The sequence below is a fragment of the Flavobacterium sp. IC2-16 genome (assembly GCF_055521455.1).
In genome coordinates, this window is sequence record NZ_CM145480.1 from 683,997 (window position 1) to 703,552 (window position 19,556).

The following is a 19,556-nucleotide window of genomic DNA, read 5'->3' on the forward strand; positions in this document are numbered from 1 at the left end:
AACAGAGCGATTTGCAACCAACAAAAATAACAATTCAAACCTATTATACAATCATACGACAAACTATTAACAAAAAATTATAGACAAATAATGTTGTTCCTTCAGATTTAGTATGTAGTCAATGAGTTCTCGCAAATTATAATTACTTTTGCAACCACAAATTTTGATTCATGAGCTTTCAAAAAGAAATATTACGAAGAAGAACATTTGGGATTATTTCCCACCCCGATGCCGGAAAAACGACTTTAACTGAAAAACTATTATTGTTTGGAGGAGCAATTCAAGAAGCGGGGGCCGTAAAAAGCAATAAAATTAAAAAAGGAGCCACTTCCGATTTCATGGAAATTGAGCGTCAAAGAGGAATCTCTGTGGCAACATCGGTGTTGGCTTTTAATTATAAAGACAAAAAAATCAACATTCTTGATACTCCAGGTCACAAAGATTTTGCTGAAGATACCTTTAGAACTTTAACTGCGGTTGACAGTGTTATTGTAGTAATAGACGTAGCTAAAGGGGTTGAGGAACAAACAGAAAAGTTAGTTGAAGTTTGCCGCATGCGAAATATTCCAATGATTGTTTTCATCAACAAATTGGACCGTGAAGGTAAAGATGCTTTTGATTTGATGGATGAAGTTGAGAAAAAACTAGGTCTTCATGTTACGCCATTGAGTTTCCCTATTGGTATGGGATATGATTTCCAAGGAATATACAATATCTGGGAAAAAAATATCAATATTTTTGAAGGAGATAGCCGTAAGAACATTGAAGAAACTATAGCTTTCGATGATGTAAACAACCCAGAACTTGAAAAAATAATTGGCGAAAAACCGGCTAATAAACTTCGTGAAGAACTAGAACTTGTTTCGGAAGTATATCCTGCATTTAACAGAGAAGCATACCTAGAAGGTAAATTGCAACCGGTTTTCTTTGGTTCGGCTTTAAATAATTTTGGAGTGCGCGAATTATTAGATTGCTTTATTGAAATTGCTCCAACTCCGCGACCAAAAGATTCGGACACTCGTGAAGTAAAGCCAGATGAAAATAAATTTTCAGGATTTGTATTTAAAATCCACGCTAACATGGACCCTAAACACCGCGATCGTTTAGCGTTTATTAAAATTGTTTCGGGTACCTTCGAAAGAAACAAACCGTATTTACACGTGCGTCATGGGAAAAATTTAAAATTCTCGAGTCCAAATGCGTTTTTTGCAGAGAAAAAAGAAATCGTAGACATTTCGTATCCTGGGGATATTGTTGGATTGCACGATACCGGTAACTTCAAAATTGGAGATACACTTACCGAAGGGGAAATAATGAGTTTTAAAGGAATTCCAAGCTTTTCTCCGGAGCATTTCCGTTACATTAACAATGCCGACCCAATGAAAGCAAAACAGCTAGAAAAGGGAATCGACCAGTTGATGGATGAAGGAGTTGCGCAGTTGTTTACTCTTGAAATGAACGGACGAAAAGTAATTGGAACGGTTGGAGCGCTACAGTATGAAGTAATCCAATATCGTTTGGAGCACGAATATGGCGCTAAATGTTCGTATGAGAATTTCCCAGCGTTTAAGGCTTGTTGGGTAAAACCAGAAGACCCTAAAAACGAAGAGTTTGCTGAATTTAAACGTATCAAACAAAAATTTTTAGCTACCGACAAATACGGTCAGTTGGTATTTTTAGCCGATTCTGATTTTTCAATTCAAATGACACAAAGCAAATACCCAACGGTTAAGCTGCATTTCACGTCGGAATTTGAATAATTAACATTTTGAAAATCAATTTAGTAACTATAATTTATATATTTACTATCAAATTATAATATTTATGAAGTCAAACGTATTGAAATTTTACATTTTCAGCTTTTTATTCTTATCTGATTTTGTATTATTTGCCCAACCAGGAACAGATGATGGAAGTGGTGGTTTAGAAGGTGACGATCCGCCTCCAGCACCAATTAATAGCAAACTTATTTGGTTAGCGCTAATTGGAATAATTTTTACATTCAATTATTTCCGAAAAAGAGAACAAAATAAAGCTTAAATAAAAAAGTCAACTTTAAAAGTTGACTTTTTTATTTTTATTTATTGCTGCATATTAAAACACTATCTTTTTAACCACTACCATTTTATCTGCCGTTGTAATTCGAACCAATAAAACTTGAGAAGCTATATTCAAATTATCCAATACAATGGATTTAGAGTTTATGGTATAATTACTCTTAATTTTTCTTCCTTCCACATCAAAAACCTCAACTGATGCCAAATCGGATACTCCAGACATTATAGTCAGTGAATTTAAATTCGATTTATAAACAGATAAACTTTTCGATGCCTGTTCTACAGTATCGGTTCCTAAAGTTCCATTTTGATAAATGATTTCAAAACGATTTGTATAAGTTCCTGCCGCTGATGAAAATGAATACAATCCAGATTTTAAATCGTGTACAACATTCAAATCATTATCACGCAGATAAATGTTTTGAGTTCCCGAAAAAACACCATCCATATGATCAATTGAAATAGAATGCATTCCTGAGTAACTTGTTTTAAATCGTAACGGAACCACATCTGCAACATCAAAAGTTGGACGTCCTTGAATTATATACAGTCCGCCATTAATATCCATGGTAAGCGAAACAGGAGCATCTTCAATAGTTTTTCCATCAATTCCATTATCAACATCAAGTGTTGCATTGGAAAAATAACCTACTAACATTTGATTGTTAGCACCAGAATCATTATTAACATTCAACCAAATTCTATCGCCGGTTAACTCCCTATTTTCAGTATTTCCTCTAAAAAACTGATTGGCTGTATTAGTACTACGCATTGTATTATTAAATACTACCGTAGAGGCTCCGTTTAACATTTCTACAATAAAACCTTGCCCCGTTCTTAAAATTCCATTCGGGTTAACAACTTGTGCTTCACCATTACTCACAAAACCAGCTGTTGTCCATGTACAATAACCAGGATCTGTAGCAGCATTATTGGTTTTTCTCCAAAAATAAAGTGTTCCTGTAATATTAGTAGAATTCCCATTTACAAAACTAGTCATATCAACCGGAGAAGGGTAAGGATTTCCAACAGCATTATATCCAAATCCAGCACCACCATTGTATGCACTAAAAACAATATTTCCGTTGTTCGGAACACCTGTATATACTCCATCCCAAACGGTTGGTGTTGTTGGATGATTGTCTGGCATACGAATTAAATAACTCTTAGCCGTTTGAAAATTAGTTCCACTCGGACTTACAGCACTATACACATTTGACGCTGAATTATAAACGTAAAAGCGATTCGTTAACGTTGACGGTGAAAATGCCAAAAGATTTTGAGATGCCACTGGTGAAGACCATAAAGTATAATCCAATCGCATTAATGCAGAGCTATTTCTGTGTAATGTAATATTACCCGTATTTGCCACATTATTCACTTGAAGCAAGTTACCATTGTTTTGTACTACCATTGCTGCTCCAGAAGCCACCGTAATAGCATTAGTAACTGTTATATTTCTACCTGAGTTTATTGTTAGTGTTGATGTTCCGTTAAGAGCAATTGTATTTGCTAAAGCATTAGCATTAGCCACAACCACGTTACCAGAATTAATAATTACACTTGTTGAAGCATTAGGAATTATGGAACAACTCCAGTTTCCAGCTTGATTCCAAGTGTTATCTACAGCACCTGTCCAGGTATTTGTTGCATTTACAACTACTGTTGAAGTACCAGTAATTGCTCTTGTACAACTTGCTAAACTTACCGACACAAGAGATAGTGTTTGATTTGCAACTATAGCCGGCACAACAACTGTAGCCGAACCACCTGTTAAAACAATTGTTTGATTAGAACCACCATTAATTGTATATGTTACTGTAACTCCAGCAGAGCCAGTCAAAAAGAAATTAGCGTTTCCTCCAGAACAAACAGGACTATTATTTCCCGAAATAGAGGCAACCAATTGTGGATTTACAGTAATTGTTGCCACAGTACTAAATGAGGTACAAGTACCATTTGTAACCACAACCCGATAATACGTTGTTGCTGTTAAATTTGTAGCTGTATAGGTAGTGGCCGTATTAGCAATATCTGTAACTCCAGATGAAAAATTACTTACTGGTGAGGATTGCCACTTTTGAATAGTATTTGTAAATCCAGACAATGTTAACGTCGTGCTGTTAGTCCCATAACACACAGTAGCACTTCCAGCTAATGTTCCTCCGGTTGGCGCATTTTGAACCGTTATTTTAACACTACTACTGTTTGCTGTTGCGCATCCTCCGTTTTGAACAACCGCTCTATAATAGGTTGTAGTCGTAATATTAACTACAGTAAGAGACGTTGTTGTATTTGCGATATCGGTCGGACTATTAAAATTAGGCTGTGTAGAAGACTGCCATTTTACAACATTGCCAACATGACCACTCAAGGTTAATGTTGTAGAATTGTTACCCGAACACACTGTTGCATTTGAAGCGACTGTACCTCCAACAGATGGTGGACTAACAGTAACTGTTATTACATTACTGTTTACAGTACCGCAACCTCCAGTAACCGCTGCTCTATAATAGGTTGTTACCAAAAGATTACCCATTTGAGCTGAAGTTAATGTAGCACTTGTCGCCCCTATAATATTTGTATACACCAAATTATTTATGGAAGACTGCCACTGAATTGTCCCATTACTTCCTGTTAAAACAATATTTGCCGGTTGAGAACCTGAACAAATAGACTGATTTGAAGCAGCTACTCCTGGATTTGGATTAACCGTTACTGCAGCTATACTACTAAAAGACTGACATGTTCCATTGGTTAAAACCGATCTATAGTAGGTTGTGACAGATAAATTTGTTGCCGTATATGAAGCCGTAGTATTAGCAATATCAACAACACCAGAAGAAAAATCATTTACTGTTGACGATTGCCATTTCACAATACTTCCTGTATAACCAGACAATGTTAACACGGTACTATTAGTACCTGGACAAACTGTTGCGCTTCCAGAAATCGTTCCACCGTTTGGTATTGCATTAATCGTAAAATTTGGTGAAGCACCAGCTCCCGTACTCGCATCAAAAGTTGGATTTGTTGAACCAACAGCTATTTTGTAGGTGCCAGATGCATTTGACGGCAATGTTATAGTCCCCTGAATATTAGCATTTACTGCACCGTTACTAGTATTGAATGTATAGGGTAGTAAAGTAATAGCGCCCAACAAAGTATAGGGTGTTCCTCCAGTATTACTACTTAAATAGGCAGAAAATCTAGAATTAGAATCGTATCTATTTGCTCCATTTCCACTAGTAGTTGTAAACGTTATTGTTACAGTTTGACCGGCACAAACGGGATTAGGACTAACATTGTTTACTTGAATAGATTGAGAAAAAACAGCACTATTTAGCAACAAAAACAACACCAAAAACACATTTAAAATGTTTTTTGATATTGAATTTCCTAAAGTCTTTTTGCAAATTATCCTATGTAGTGTTGTATTCATTTGCCTTATATTTAATTCAAAATTAAGTATTTATTGGCTAGTTCATGAACCCAAACGCATAAAATCGACAAACAACACACAATTTCAACACTTTAGCTGTGTAAAAAATGTCTTAGTATATTTTTTTTGTTTCTATTTTTCCATCAATTGATTCAACTCGTACTAAAAGAACTTGGTTGTCAACTGGTAAAGAAAAATTAAAATTTGCTTGGTTTACCGATTCAAAGTTTTGAAGTCTTCTACCTCTTAAATCATAAACTACAATTGATTTTATATTAGAATTCTGCATTTTTACAAAAACCACATCTTTTTCTTTATAAACAATTAAATTGTTTTCGGACAAACTTGATGATGTCGTACTTAAGTTTGAATTTTGGTAAACAATCTCAAAACGATTTTCAAATACTCCAGAATCACTTGAAAAAGAATATGCAGCTTGTCTTAAATCATGAGTAACATTCAAATCGTTATCCTTCAGAAAAACCGATTGACTAGCTGTAAAAACACCTTCAGCATGATCAATACTAATAGTAAAATCTCCAGGAGTATCAGTTTTAAAAAGTAAAGGCACAACATCGGTGTCAACAAATGAAGGCTTTCCTTGTACTACATACTCCATATTATCAATTAGCATATTTAAAGCAACTGGTGGATTTTCAATCGATTTACCATCTATACCATAATCAACCCCAGTTGTTGCTGCACTTAAATAAGCCACCAACATTTGATTATTTGCTCCATCATTACGAACAATATCCAACCAAATTTTATCTCCAGAAAGTTCTCCGTTTACAGCAATTTGAGCTTCTGCATTTTGACTTGGTCTGAAAAATTGATTTTCTGTATTCCCAATACGCATAGCATTAGTAAAGTTAACCGTGGTAGCAGTATTAATAGCTTCCACTATAAAACCTTGTCCCGTTCTAATTATACCATTGGGATTATAAACCTCTGCTTCCCCATTGCTTACAAAACCAGCTAACGTCCACGTACAATATCCTGGATCTGTAGCAGCATTATTGGTTTTTCTCCAAAAATATAAGGTTCCAGTAATTTTCGAACTGTTGGTATTTACAAAAGTGCTCATTTTAACTGGTGATGGATATGGATTACCAATTGCATTAAATCGGAAACCTGCACCTCCATTATACAATGACACAATAATATTTCCATTATTAGGAACACCTGTAAATTGTCCTGTCCAAATTGTTGGTGTTGTTGGATGATTATTTGGTGTACGAATTAAATATCCTTTACCGGTTTGAAAATCATTTGAAGTTGGATCGATTGCGCTATAAGCATTTGTTGCCGAATTATAGGTGTAAAATCGACTTGTAAGTGTTAATGGCGAAAAGTTTAATAAATTTTGACCTACAACAGGTGAAGACCACATCGTATAATCCTGACGCATTAAAGCAGAGCTGTTACGAATGACAGAAACTGGACCTGAATTTGCTCCAGTATAGGTATTTTGAAGAAGGTTTGCGTTATTCTGCAATGTAAAATTACCGGTTCCCTGAACTTTAACTTGTCCTTCAACTGTAAAATTATAGCCTGAATTAATAGTAAGCGATGCTGCATTTGCAACTTCAACCCCTTTCACGGTATTATTTGCAACAACAATACACGGATTTCCTCCTTGAACTAAAGCACGCTCACTTGAGCCTGGAACACGACCACAACTCCAATTGGAACTATCATCCCAATCTGTACTCGTACCGCCAATCCATGTATTAGGAACAACCGAAGCAGATTCTGGCAATGAAGTATTTAAAGGACAACCAACGCTTCCCTGAGCCAACACTCGGTATTTGTAGGTTCCTTCAGGAGCAGTCCATCCAGCTTGAAAAATAAGTTTTGCTGTAATTTGAGTCTGAGCTGCATTAAATGATTTACTAATTCCGTAAGAAATTCCAGAAATGGGAAACGAATTAACATCCACCCAAACATTGGGAGCTGTTTCAATTTGCCATGTAAAGGTAACTGAATTAAGATCGCCATTAAAAGGAGCGCAAGATCCTTGTTTAACGGAATAAAGAAAAGACTTTGTTCTGTTTAAGCAGATATCAGTATTGATGTTATCTAAATCGTTTGTAACCTGCAATTGGGCAAAAGCGAGGTTAGCAAATAGACAACATAGGACTAAATAAGTCGTTTTGTAGGTTTTCGAAATATTCATCGTGTAAAAGTTTAATCAAATTTGGGGCTTTTGCTGAACAATATACAATAATAATGGCAAAGATACAATTAATAAACTGGCAATCAATACAAAAAAAGTCTTTCAAACGAAAGACTTTTATATTTATGCTTGACCTGCAGGCCCAAAATTCAAGGGGATTGGAGCCTGCTCCACCTCTTTAATTTCGCCGTGTGCCGATTCGAAACGGTGAATATTTTCACCTAAAGCTCTTAACAATCTTTTTGCGTGTTGTGGCGTCAAAACAATACGAGATTTTACTTTAGCTTTTGGAACACCAGGCATGATGCTCACGAAATCTAAAACAAACTCAGTATTAGAATGGTTAATAATAGCCAGATTGGAATAAATCCCTTCTGCCGTTTGTTCATCTAATTCGATATTGATTTGTCCTTGTTGGTTTTTATCGCTCATAATACATTTTTGATTTAAAACTAAATATAAAATCCTAACAGCGTAAACTGTTAGGATTTATAAATATAATGAGAATTTTTATTATTAATAATTAAATTCTTCTTTAGCAGCTAACAATTCGTTGAATTCTTCTTTAGAACCTACTATTGTGTTGTCGTAATCTCTCATACCTGTTCCGGCTGGGATTCTGTGACCAACAATAACATTTTCTTTCAAGCCTTCTAAACCATCAACTTTACCAGCTACAGCAGCTTCATTCAATACTTTCGTTGTTTCCTGGAACGATGCCGCAGAAATAAACGATTTCGTTTGTAATGATGCTCTTGTAATACCTTGAAGTACTGGTGTTGCTGTTGCAGGAACTACATCTCTTGCTACCACTAAATTCTGATCGTTACGTTTTAACAATGAATTTTCATCACGTAATTCTCTTGGAGAAACGATCTGACCTGGTTTTAAGCTTTGAGAATCTCCAGCATCTTCTACAACTTTCATTCCGTATAATTTGTCGTTTTCTACGATAAAGTCTGACGTGTGAACCAATTGATCTTCTAAGAACAAAGTATCTCCTGGATCTTGAATCTGAACTTTACGCATCATTTGACGAATTACAACTTCAAAGTGCTTATCGTTGATTTTTACCCCTTGTAAACGGTAAACCTCTTGGATTTCATTAACCAAATACTGTTGAACAGCAGAAGGTCCTTGAATTCTTAAGATATCCTCTGGAGTAATTGCTCCGTCAGACAATGGCATACCTGCTTTCACGAAGTCATTCTCTTGTACTAAAATTTGGTTTGATAATTTAACCAAGTATTTCTTGATTTCACCAAATTTCGACTCGATAACGATTTCACGGTTACCACGTTTGATTTTACCAAACGATACTACACCGTCAATTTCAGACACTACAGCTGGGTTTGAAGGATTACGAGCCTCTAACAACTCGGTAATTCTTGGTAAACCTCCTGTAATATCTCCCGCTTTCGAAGAACGACGAGGGATTTTTACTAAAATTTTACCTGCTTTAATTTTCTCACCATCGTTAACCATTAAGTGAGCCCCTACTGGTAAGTTGTACGAACGAATTAGTTCACCATCTTTTCCGTAGATTAATAAAGTAGGAATTAATTTTTTATTTCTTCCTTCAGTAATTACTTTTTCTTGGAATCCGGTTTGTTCGTCAATTTCAACCATAAACGATTGACCTTGCTCGATATCTTCATAAGCTACCTTACCTGTGAATTCAGAAATAATAACTCCATTATAAGGATCCCATTTACAGATTGTCGCACCTTTTTCAACAGTATCACCGTCTTTTACAAAAATACTTGATCCGTAAGGAATGTTATGTGTATTTAAAACAATACCAGTTTTAGCATCTACTAATTTTAATTCTGTAGAACGAGAGATTACGATATCCACAACGTTTCCTTCGTTATCTTCACCTTTTACAGTTTTAAGATCTTCGATTTCCAATTTACCTCCAAAACGAGCAACAATGCTAGACTCTTCAGAAATACCTCCAGCAACCCCTCCAACGTGGAACGTACGAAGTGTTAACTGTGTACCTGGCTCACCAATTGATTGTGCTGCAATAACACCAACTGCTTCACCTTTTTGAGTCATTTTACCTGTTGCCAAGTTTCTTCCGTAACATTTAGCACAGATTCCTTTTTCAGCTTCACATGTAAGCGGAGAACGAACCTCTACTCTTTCTACCGGAGAAGCTTCAATATCTTTAACTACAGCTTCAGTGATTTGATTACCAGCATGAACGATGATTTCACCATTTAATGGGTTAACCACATCTTGTAAAGCTACACGTCCTAAGATACGCTCACCAAGAGTTTCAACAATCTCTTCGTTTTTCTTTAAAGCAGAAACTTCAACACCACGAAGTGTACCACAATCTACAGAGTTCACGATAACATCTTGAGAAACATCATGTAAACGACGAGTTAAGTAACCCGCATCCGCCGTTTTAAGAGCCGTATCCGCAAGACCTTTACGAGCACCGTGAGTCGAGATAAAGTACTCAAGGATAGAAAGACCTTCTTTAAAGTTCGATAAAATCGGGTTCTCAATAATTTCACCACCACCAGCAGTTGATTTTTTCGGCTTAGCCATCAAACCACGCATACCGGTTAACTGACGAATCTGCTCTTTCGATCCACGAGCTCCAGAATCAAGCATCATATATACCGAGTTGAAACCTTGTTGGTCTTCACGGATATTTTTCATTGCTAACTCCGTTAATTGAGCATTTGCAGAAGTCCAGATATCAATAACTTGGTTATAACGCTCGTTATTGGTAATAAGACCCATGTTATAGTTCATTGAAATTGCTTCAACTTGTTCCCTTGCATCGGCAATCAATTGATCTTTTTGTTCTGGAATACGAATATCCCCAAGAGAGAATGATAAACCACCTCTGAAAGCGAATTTATACCCCATATCTTTCATATTATCAAGGAAGGCAGCCGTTGTAGGCACATCCGTTACACTTAAAATATGACCGATAATATCTCTTAAGTTCTTCTTCGTTAATACATCATTGATATATCCAGCTGCTTCAGGTACTACTTCATTAAATAATACTCTACCTGCAGTAGTTTGGATAATCTTGTAAACTAATTCTCCATTTTCATTAAAATCTTTTGCTCTGATTTTAACACGAGCATTCAACTCAACTCTTCCTTCATTCAAAGCGATATTACACTCTTCTGCCGAATAGAAAGTTAAACCTTCACCTAAGATTTTATGGTCTGGTGTAGACAAACGCTCTTTGGTCATATAATAAAGACCAAGAACCATGTCTTGAGAAGGTACCGTGATAGGCGCACCATTCGCAGGGTTAAGAATATTATGAGAAGCCAACATTAATAATTGTGCCTCTAAAATAGCCTCTGGTCCTAACGGTAAGTGAACTGCCATCTGGTCACCATCGAAATCCGCGTTAAATGCCGTACACGTTAATGGGTGTAATTGAATTGCTTTTCCTTCAATCAATTTTGGCTGGAACGCTTGAATACCTAAACGGTGCAAAGTAGGAGCACGGTTAAGCAATACTGGATGTCCTTTAATTACATTTTCAAGGATATCCCATACTACAGGCTCTTTTTTGTCGATGATTTTCTTAGCCGACTTAACTGTTTTAACAATTCCTCTTTCGATTAACTTACGAATAACGAATGGTTTGTATAGCTCAGCCGCCATGTCTTTAGGCAAACCACACTCGAACATTTTCATTTCAGGTCCAACAACAATTACCGAACGTGCTGAATAATCCACACGTTTACCTAATAAGTTTTGACGGAAACGTCCTTGTTTACCTTTTAATGAATCTGATAACGATTTTAATGGTCTATTTGATTCTGTTTTAACTGCAGAAGCTTTTCTTGTATTGTCGAACAACGAGTCTACAGATTCCTGTAACATACGTTTTTCGTTACGTAAGATTACTTCTGGAGCTTTGATTTCCATTAAACGTTTCAAACGGTTGTTACGGATGATTACACGACGGTATAAGTCGTTCAAATCCGAAGTTGCGAAACGTCCACCATCAAGTGGCACTAATGGACGTAATTCTGGCGGGATAACCGGAATTACTTTTAAAATCATCCATTCTGGCAAATTCTCACGATTTAAATTTGCTTCACGGAATGACTCCACAACTTGAAGACGTTTTAAAGCCTCCGTTTTACGTTGTTTTGATGTTTCATTATTAGCAGCATGACGTAATTCGTATGACAAAGCATCTAAATCTGTACGCGCTAATAAATCCATAATACATTCCGCACCCATCTTAGCGATGAATTTATTAGGATCTGTATCATCTAAATATTGATTTTCCATTGGAAGAGAATCTAAAATATTCAAGTATTCTTCTTCTGTAAGGAAATCTAATCGGTTTAATGTTTCACCGTCTGGGCCACTTGCAATACCTGGCTGGATTACTACATATCTTTCGTAGTAGATAATCATATCTAATTTCTTAGATGGTAAACCAAGGATATAACCAATTTTGTTAGGTAATGAACGGAAGTACCAAATATGTGCTATAGGCACCACTAAATTAATGTGACCTACTCTATCGCGACGTACTTTTTTCTCGGTTACTTCTACTCCACAACGGTCACAAACGATTCCTTTATAACGGATTCTTTTGTATTTACCACAAGCACACTCGTAATCTTTTACTGGTCCAAAAATTCGTTCGCAGAAAAGTCCGTCACGCTCAGGTTTGTGAGTACGATAATTGATTGTTTCCGGTTTTAAAACCTCACCTCTAGATTCTGCCAAAATAGATTCTGGAGAAGCAAGACCAATGGAAATTCTGTTAAATCTTTTGATCGTATTTTTATCTTTATTTCTATTCATGATAAACGTGCTATCGATTTATAAAAAACACTATAATAGGGAACAATCCGAAAATTGTTCCCGTGAAATTATTCTTCTAATCTGATGTCTAAACCAAGACCTTTCAATTCATGCATTAATACATTGAATGATTCTGGTAAACCTGGTTCCGGCATTGTTTCACCCTTAACGATTGCTTCGTAAGTTTTAGCTCTACCGATAACGTCATCCGATTTAACTGTCAAAATTTCTCTTAAAGTACTAGAAGCACCATAAGCCTCAAGAGCCCAAACCTCCATCTCTCCGAAACGCTGACCTCCGAACTGTGCTTTACCTCCAAGAGGTTGCTGCGTGATCAACGAGTAAGGTCCGATAGAACGTGCGTGCATCTTATCATCAACCATGTGACCTAATTTAAGCATATAAATTACCCCTACAGTTGCTGGCTGATGGAAACGCTCTCCTGTTCCTCCATCGTATAAATACGTATGTCCGAATCTTGGTACACCTGCTTCATCAGTTAAGGCATTGATTTGCTCAAGAGAAGCTCCGTCAAAAATTGGCGTTGCATACTTTCTTCCAAGCTTTTTACCAGCCCATCCTAATACAGTTTCGTATATCTGACCGATGTTCATACGAGAAGGTACCCCTAGTGGGTTCAATACGATATCTACCGGTGTTCCGTCTTCTAAGAATGGCATATCTTCTTGACGAACGATTTTCGCAACGATACCTTTGTTACCGTGACGTCCTGCCATCTTATCTCCCACTTTCAGTTTACGTTTCTTAGCAATGTATACTTTAGCTAATTTCAAGATACCTGATGGTAATTCATCTCCAACAGTAATCGTGAATTTCTCTCTACGTAATGCTCCTTGTAAATCGTTCAACTTAATTTTATAGTTGTGGATTAAGTCGTTAACCATAGCATTAGACTCATCATCTGTAGTCCATTGTCCTTTAGTTAAGTGAGCAAAATCTTCAACAGCATAAAGCATTTTTTGTGTGAATTTTTTACCTTTTGGTAATACTTCTTCACCCAAATCGTTCATTACACCTTGAGATGTTTTTCCGTTAACGATTTCGAACAATTTCTCTACTAATTTATCTTTCAACTGAACGAATTTTACTTCAAATTCAGATTCAAGAACAGCTAAATCGTCTTTATCCTTAGAACGTTTACGTTTATCTTTTACCGCTCTCGCGAATAATTTTTTATCTAAAACCACACCGTGTAATGAAGGTGATGCTTTTAATGAAGCATCTTTCACATCTCCTGCTTTGTCTCCGAAGATAGCACGTAAAAGCTTCTCTTCTGGTGTAGGATCTGATTCTCCTTTTGGTGTAATTTTTCCGATTAGAATGTCACCAGGTTTAACTTCGGCTCCAATTCTGATCATACCGTTTTCATCTAAGTCTTTAGTAGCCTCTTCAGAAACGTTTGGAATATCATTCGTTAATTCTTCGTTACCCAATTTCGTATCACGAACTTCTAAAGAATAATCGTCAACGTGGATTGAAGTAAAGATATCATCACGAACTACTTTTTCAGAAATTACAATCGCATCCTCGAAGTTGTACCCTTTCCAAGGCATGAACGCTACCTGTAGGTTTCTACCTAAAGCTAACTCTCCGTTTTGCGTTGCGTAACCTTCACAAAGAACCTGTCCTTTAGTAACTCTGTCACCTTTTCTAACGATAGGCTTCAAGTTAATAGACGTACTTTGGTTGGTTTTTCTGAATTTTATTAACTGATATGTTTTCTCATCCGGATCGAAACTTACAGCTCTTTCCTTATCAGTTCTATCATATTTAATGGTAATCATGTTAGCATCTACATACTCCACAACTCCATTACCTTCAGCATTAATAAGTACTCTTGAATCGGAAGCAACTTGTCTTTCCAAACCAGTACCAACAATTGGCGACTCAGGACGTAATAATGGTACGGCCTGACGCATCATGTTTGATCCCATCAAGGCACGGTTCGCATCATCATGCTCTAAGAATGGAATTAATGAAGCCGAAATAGACGCAATTTGATTTGGTGCTACGTCAGTATAATGAACTGCAGTAGGTTCTAACACAGGGAAATCACCTTCTTCACGAGCAATAACGCGCTCTGCAGTAATTTTACCTGAGTTATCCATCTCAATATTAGCTTGCGCTATCAATTTACCTTCTTCTTCTTCAGCACTTAAATAAATAGGCTCAGATTTCAAATCAACCACACCATTTTCCACTTTTCGGTACGGTGTTTCGATGAATCCCATTCCGTTTACTTTCGCATAAACTCCCAACGATGAAATCAAACCAATGTTTGGTCCCTCTGGAGTTTCAATTGGACATAAACGTCCGTAGTGCGTATAGTGAACGTCACGAACCTCGAATCCAGCTCTCTCTCTAGATAAACCTCCAGGTCCTAGTGCTGATAAACGACGTTTGTGTGTAATCTCTGCTAATGGGTTTGTTTGATCCATGAACTGAGACAACTGGTTGGTTCCGAAGAAAGAGTTGATAACCGATGATAATGTTTTAGCATTAATCAAATCGATTGGTGTAAACACCTCGTTATCACGAACGTTCATTCTTTCACGAATAGTTCTTGCCATACGAGCAAGACCAACACCAAATTGTGCAGACAATTGCTCACCAACTGTACGTACACGACGGTTTGATAAGTGATCAATATCATCAATCTCTGCTTTAGAGTTGATTAACTCAATCAAATATTTCACAATAGTGATGATATCCTCTTTGGTAAGCACTTGCTTATCCATAGGAATATCCAAACCTAATTTTTTATTCATTCTGTAACGTCCTACATCACCTAAGTTGTAACGTTGATCAGAGAAGAATAATTTATCTATAATACCACGAGCTGTTTCCTCATCAGGCGGTTCTGCGTTACGCAACTGACGGTAAATATGCTCTACAGCTTCTTTTTCAGAGTTTGTAGGGTCTTTTTGCAACGTATTGTGGATGATTGCATAATCAGCTTGGTTGTTATCTTCCTTGTGTAACAAGATAGATTTAACGTTTGCATCAACAATTTCCTCAACATTGTCTTTGTCTAAAAGCGTATCACGATCTAAAATAATTTCGTTACGCTCAATTGACACAACCTCTCCAGTATCTTCATCTACGAAATCTTCATGCCATGTATTCAAAACACGAGCAGCAAGACGGCGACCAATATATTTTTTCAAACCTGATTTAGACACTTTAATTTCTTCAGCTAAATCGAAGATTTCCAAGATATCTTTATCACGTTCAAAACCGATAGCACGGAATAACGTAGTAACTGGTAATTTTTTCTTTCTATCGATATACGCGTACATTACACTGTTGATATCGGTAGCGAATTCAATCCAAGAACCTTTAAAAGGAATAACTCTAGCAGAGTACAATTTTGTACCGTTAGCATGGAAAGATTGTCCGAAGAAAACCCCTGGTGAACGGTGTAATTGAGAAACAACTACGCGTTCAGCACCATTGATAACAAAGGTACCACTTGGAGTCATATAAGGGATTGTTCCTAAATAAACATCCTGTACAATAGTTTCAAAATCTTCATGCTCAGGATCTGTACAGTATAGTTTTAAACGTGCTTTTAGCGGCACACTATACGTAAGACCTCTGTCTATACACTCTTCAATTGTATAACGTGGTGGATCAATAAAGTAATCAAGGAATTCCAATACGAATTGATTTCTAGTATCCGTAATTGGGAAGTTTTCCATGAAGGTATTATAAAGACCTTCATTTCCTCTTTCATCGGATTTGGTTTCCAATTGGAAAAAATCCTTAAAAGATTTTACCTGAATATCAAGAAAGTCTGGATAGTCAGGGATGTTTTTCGTCGAGGCGAAATTTAATCTTTCAGTCTGATTTGCTAACATCAATGGACAAAATTTTGATTAAAAAAGTAGTTTTTTGTGTAAAACACAGTTTCATTATACTTTCTTTTTATAATCGAAACATCTCTAAAAATGAACAGAAAGTTTGAATTTCATTTTTTTTCTTCGTAACGATTAAAAACTTGTTCGTATTTCCAATTATCAAAGAAAAACTTAGATAATTTTATTATACGAAAAATGGTTTAGGCCTTTGAGCGTTAAACTCAAGACCTAAACCTTGTTCTATAAGTGGAGTTTTATTATTTTAACTCTACTACAGCACCTGCTTCTTCTAAAGCTTTTTTCAAGCCTTCAGCTTCGTCTTTAGAAACACCTTCTTTAACGTTAGCTGGAGCAGCATCTACTAAATCCTTAGCTTCTTTAAGACCTAAACCAGTTAATTCTTTAACCGCTTTAACAACTCCTAATTTAGAAGCACCAGCATCTTTCAATACTACAGTGAATTCAGTTTGCTCAGCAGCACCAGCACCAGCATCACCACCACCAGCTACAACTACAGCTGCAGCAGCAGGCTCAATACCATACTCGTCTTTTAATATTGTTGCTAATTCGTTAACTTCTTTAACTGTTAAGTTAACTAATTGTTCTGCGAATTGTTTCAAATCTGCCATTTTTTCTATCTTTTAAAATGATTTGTAAAATATAATAATTAATTAGTGCGCAATTTATTCAGCTCCCTCTTCTTTGTTTTGATTTTGAAGAGCAGAAATAACTCTTTGAGCTGGTGATTGAAGTAATCCGATGATTTCAGCGATAACTTCTTCTTTCGATTTAATAGCTACTAACGAATCAAGTAAATTGTCTCCAATGTAAATTTCTTGATTGATGTAAGCACCTTTCAATAAAGGTTTGTCACCTTTTTTACGGAATTCTTTAATAATTTTTGCAGGAGCATTAGCTGTATCTGCAATCATGATTGAAGTATTTCCTTTTAAAACCGTTGGAAGTTCACCGAAGTTACTTTCAGAAGACTCCATAGCTTTTGCAAGCAATGTATTCTTTACAACTTCTAATTTGATACCTGCTTTAAAACAAGCTCTTCTTAAGTTTGAAGTAGTATCTGCATCAAGTCCGGAAATGTCTGCCAAATACACAACATTTACACCAGCTAACTGTGCAGTTAAATCTTCAATAGCGATTGATTTTTCTTCTCTAGTCATACTAAAAACTTTTAACTACCAATTATACTGCTTTAGGATCTAAAGCAATTGCAGGACTCATTGTAGCTGAGATGTGGATAGACTTAATATAAGTTCCTTTTGCTGCAGTTGGTTTTAATTTAATTAATGTTTGAATAATTTCGTGAGCGTTCTCTTGGATTTTTTGAGCATCGAAAGAAACTCTACCAATTCCAGCGTGAACGATACCCGTTTTATCTACTTTAAAGTCGATTTTACCAGATTTAACCTCTTCAACTGCTTTACCTACTTCCATAGTTACAGTACCAGTTTTAGGGTTTGGCATTAAACCACGAGGTCCTAAAATTCGACCTAATGGACCTAATTTACCCATAACTGCAGGCATAGTGATGATTACATCAACATCTGTCCAACCGTCTTTGATTTTTTGTAAATAATCGTCTAATCCAACGTGATCAGCACCAGCAGCTTTAGCTTCAGCTTCTTTATCTGGAGTAACTAATGCTAATACTCTAACGTCTTTACCTGTACCATGTGGTAATGAAACCACACCTCTTACCATTTGATTCGCTTTACGTGGATCTACACCCAATTTTACTGCGATATCAACAGACTCATCAAATTTTGCAGAAGCTAACTCTTTAATTAATGCAGATGCATCTTTTAAAGAATATAGTTTATTCTTCTCAATTTTTGCTGCAGCCTCTTTTTGCTTTTTTGTCAATTTTGCCATGTCTTTTTCTTTTTAAAGATTAAAAAGGAGCAGTTCCCGATACAGTTATACCCATAGATCTTGCTGTTCCAGCAACCATACTCATAGCTTTCTCAATTTCAAAAGCATTTAAATCGGCCATTTTGTCTTCAGCGATAGTTCTAATTTGTTCCCAAGTAACGCTTGCTACTTTTTTACGGTTAGGTTGCCCTGAACCAGACTTAATTTTTGCTGCCTCTAATAATTGAATTGCAGCAGGTGGCGTTTTAACAACAAAGTCAAAAGACTTGTCTTTATACACAGTAATTTGTACTGGTAAAACTTTGCCAGGTTTATCTTGTGTTCTAGCATTAAATTGCTTACAGAACTCCATGATGTTAACCCCAGCAGCCCCCAAAGCAGGTCCAACCGGTGGCGAAGGATTCGCGGCACCTCCCTTAACTTGTAGTTTAACTACTTTACTAATTTCTTTAGCCATTTTTAAAAAAATTTAGCACATCTCTCAATTGGAAGCGATTGATGTGATTTATTAATGTAACAAAAAATTATACTTTTTCAACTTGTATAAAACTTAATTCCAATGGTGTTTTTCTTCCAAAAATTTTCACCATTACTTCAAGTTTACGCTTTTCTTCATTTACTTTTTCAACTGTTCCGTTGAAACCGTTAAATGGACCGTCAATAACTTTTACCGTTTCACCAACTGTATAAGGAATTGCAACGTTATCTGTTTTAACAGACAATTCATCTACTTTACCAAGCATACGATTCACCTCAGATTGACGCAAAGGAACAGCATCGCCACCTTTAGTCTCCCCAAGAAAACCAATAACTCCAGAAATAGATTTAATAATATGTGGTATTTCCCCAGTTAAATTTGCTTCAATCATAACATAACCTGGAAAATAAACTTTATCCTTACTGATTTTCTTTCCCTCACGCACTTGTACCACTTTTTCAGTTGGCACCAATACTTGAGAAACATAATCAGCCATACCCAAACGACTAATCTCCGTTTCGATATAGTTTTTAACTTTATTCTCCTGGCCGCTTACCGCTCTAACCACATACCATTTTTTGACATTATTTTCAATCATATCAAAAAAATTAAGCTTTTAACCAGTTAAAGAAAACACCTAAAATCTTAGCAAAAACGGTATCCACTCCCCAAGTTGCTAAAGCCAATAGAATTGAAAATAAAGCAACGATAATCGTTAACTTTTGTACTTCAGACCAATTTGGCCAAGACACATTAGACTTTAACTCTTCGAAAGATTCCGTTATATAATTAACAACTTTTGTCATTATTTTTC

At 36.2% G+C, this 19,556-nt stretch carries 13 protein-coding genes; 2 read left to right on the plus strand and 11 right to left on the minus strand.

Annotated elements, in window-relative coordinates; all coding sequences use genetic code 11:
- The first annotated feature begins 170 nt into the window (after nucleotides 1-170).
- Both ACZ1JT_RS03085 and ACZ1JT_RS03090 read left to right on the plus strand, forming a co-directional pair.
- Nucleotides 171-1,760, plus strand: coding sequence for a peptide chain release factor 3 (locus tag ACZ1JT_RS03085; RefSeq protein WP_465094702.1), 1,590 nt, complete (start codon nucleotides 171-173; stop codon nucleotides 1,758-1,760).
- 64 nt (nucleotides 1,761-1,824) lie between these two features.
- Nucleotides 1,825-2,040, plus strand: coding sequence for a hypothetical protein (locus tag ACZ1JT_RS03090; RefSeq protein ID WP_465094703.1), 216 nt, complete (start codon nucleotides 1,825-1,827; stop codon nucleotides 2,038-2,040).
- Nucleotides 2,041-2,094: 54 nt separating this feature from the next.
- Here the strand turns inward: ACZ1JT_RS03090 and ACZ1JT_RS03095 are convergent, their stop codons facing one another.
- The 11 genes from ACZ1JT_RS03095 to secE form a co-directional block, all read right to left on the minus strand.
- Nucleotides 2,095-5,499, minus strand: a complete 3,405-nt coding sequence (locus ACZ1JT_RS03095; RefSeq protein WP_465094704.1) for a hypothetical protein — start codon at nucleotides 5,497-5,499, stop codon at nucleotides 2,095-2,097.
- A gap of 112 nt (nucleotides 5,500-5,611) precedes the next feature.
- Complete coding sequence (locus ACZ1JT_RS03100) at nucleotides 5,612-7,678, minus strand: hypothetical protein (RefSeq protein ID WP_465094705.1); 2,067 nt, start codon at nucleotides 7,676-7,678, stop codon at nucleotides 5,612-5,614.
- Between the two features lie 123 nt (nucleotides 7,679-7,801).
- On the minus strand, nucleotides 7,802-8,110 hold the full coding sequence (locus ACZ1JT_RS03105; RefSeq protein ID WP_465094706.1) for a DUF3467 domain-containing protein: 309 nt from the start codon (nucleotides 8,108-8,110) through the stop codon (nucleotides 7,802-7,804).
- Nucleotides 8,111-8,194: 84 nt separating this feature from the next.
- Nucleotides 8,195-12,493, minus strand: a complete 4,299-nt coding sequence (gene rpoC, locus ACZ1JT_RS03110) for a DNA-directed RNA polymerase subunit beta' (protein WP_465094707.1) — start codon at nucleotides 12,491-12,493, stop codon at nucleotides 8,195-8,197.
- Nucleotides 12,494-12,561: 68 nt separating this feature from the next.
- On the minus strand, nucleotides 12,562-16,374 hold the full coding sequence (rpoB, locus tag ACZ1JT_RS03115) for a DNA-directed RNA polymerase subunit beta (RefSeq protein WP_465094708.1): 3,813 nt from the start codon (nucleotides 16,372-16,374) through the stop codon (nucleotides 12,562-12,564).
- A gap of 257 nt (nucleotides 16,375-16,631) precedes the next feature.
- Complete coding sequence (rplL, locus tag ACZ1JT_RS03120; protein WP_465094709.1) at nucleotides 16,632-17,003, minus strand: 50S ribosomal protein L7/L12; 372 nt, start codon at nucleotides 17,001-17,003, stop codon at nucleotides 16,632-16,634.
- Nucleotides 17,004-17,057: 54 nt separating this feature from the next.
- On the minus strand, nucleotides 17,058-17,552 hold the full coding sequence (gene rplJ / locus ACZ1JT_RS03125; RefSeq protein ID WP_465094710.1) for a 50S ribosomal protein L10: 495 nt from the start codon (nucleotides 17,550-17,552) through the stop codon (nucleotides 17,058-17,060).
- A 22-nt stretch (nucleotides 17,553-17,574) separates the two neighbouring features.
- Nucleotides 17,575-18,264: a 50S ribosomal protein L1 gene (gene rplA, locus ACZ1JT_RS03130; protein WP_465094711.1), complete on the minus strand. Its 690-nt coding sequence runs from the start codon at nucleotides 18,262-18,264 to the stop codon at nucleotides 17,575-17,577.
- A 19-nt stretch (nucleotides 18,265-18,283) separates the two neighbouring features.
- Nucleotides 18,284-18,721, minus strand: coding sequence for a 50S ribosomal protein L11 (rplK, locus tag ACZ1JT_RS03135; protein ID WP_465094712.1), 438 nt, complete (start codon nucleotides 18,719-18,721; stop codon nucleotides 18,284-18,286).
- Between the two features lie 67 nt (nucleotides 18,722-18,788).
- Entirely contained in the window at nucleotides 18,789-19,340 is a 552-nt protein-coding gene (gene nusG / locus ACZ1JT_RS03140) for a transcription termination/antitermination protein NusG (protein ID WP_465094713.1), read from the minus strand.
- A gap of 10 nt (nucleotides 19,341-19,350) precedes the next feature.
- The gene (gene secE / locus ACZ1JT_RS03145) at nucleotides 19,351-19,548 is read right to left on the minus strand and encodes a preprotein translocase subunit SecE (RefSeq protein WP_465094714.1); all 198 of its coding nucleotides are present in this window, start codon (nucleotides 19,546-19,548) and stop codon (nucleotides 19,351-19,353) included.
- Between the last annotated feature and the right edge of the window lie 8 nt (nucleotides 19,549-19,556).

Coding starts and splice junctions, on each gene's coding strand:
- ACZ1JT_RS03085 (WP_465094702.1), top strand. CDS start 171: ATGAGCTTTCAAAAAGAAATATTACGAAGAAGAACATTTGGGATTATT.
- ACZ1JT_RS03090 (WP_465094703.1), top strand. CDS start 1,825: ATGAAGTCAAACGTATTGAAATTTTACATTTTCAGCTTTTTATTCTTA.
- ACZ1JT_RS03095 (WP_465094704.1), bottom strand. CDS start 5,499: ATGAATACAACACTACATAGGATAATTTGCAAAAAGACTTTAGGAAAT.
- ACZ1JT_RS03100 (WP_465094705.1), bottom strand. CDS start 7,678: ATGAATATTTCGAAAACCTACAAAACGACTTATTTAGTCCTATGTTGT.
- ACZ1JT_RS03105 (WP_465094706.1), bottom strand. CDS start 8,110: ATGAGCGATAAAAACCAACAAGGACAAATCAATATCGAATTAGATGAA.
- rpoC (WP_465094707.1), bottom strand. CDS start 12,493: ATGAATAGAAATAAAGATAAAAATACGATCAAAAGATTTAACAGAATT.
- rpoB (WP_465094708.1), bottom strand. CDS start 16,374: ATGTTAGCAAATCAGACTGAAAGATTAAATTTCGCCTCGACGAAAAAC.
- rplL (WP_465094709.1), bottom strand. CDS start 17,003: ATGGCAGATTTGAAACAATTCGCAGAACAATTAGTTAACTTAACAGTT.
- rplJ (WP_465094710.1), bottom strand. CDS start 17,552: ATGACTAGAGAAGAAAAATCAATCGCTATTGAAGATTTAACTGCACAG.
- rplA (WP_465094711.1), bottom strand. CDS start 18,264: ATGGCAAAATTGACAAAAAAGCAAAAAGAGGCTGCAGCAAAAATTGAG.
- rplK (WP_465094712.1), bottom strand. CDS start 18,721: ATGGCTAAAGAAATTAGTAAAGTAGTTAAACTACAAGTTAAGGGAGGT.
- nusG (WP_465094713.1), bottom strand. CDS start 19,340: ATGATTGAAAATAATGTCAAAAAATGGTATGTGGTTAGAGCGGTAAGC.
- secE (WP_465094714.1), bottom strand. CDS start 19,548: ATGACAAAAGTTGTTAATTATATAACGGAATCTTTCGAAGAGTTAAAG.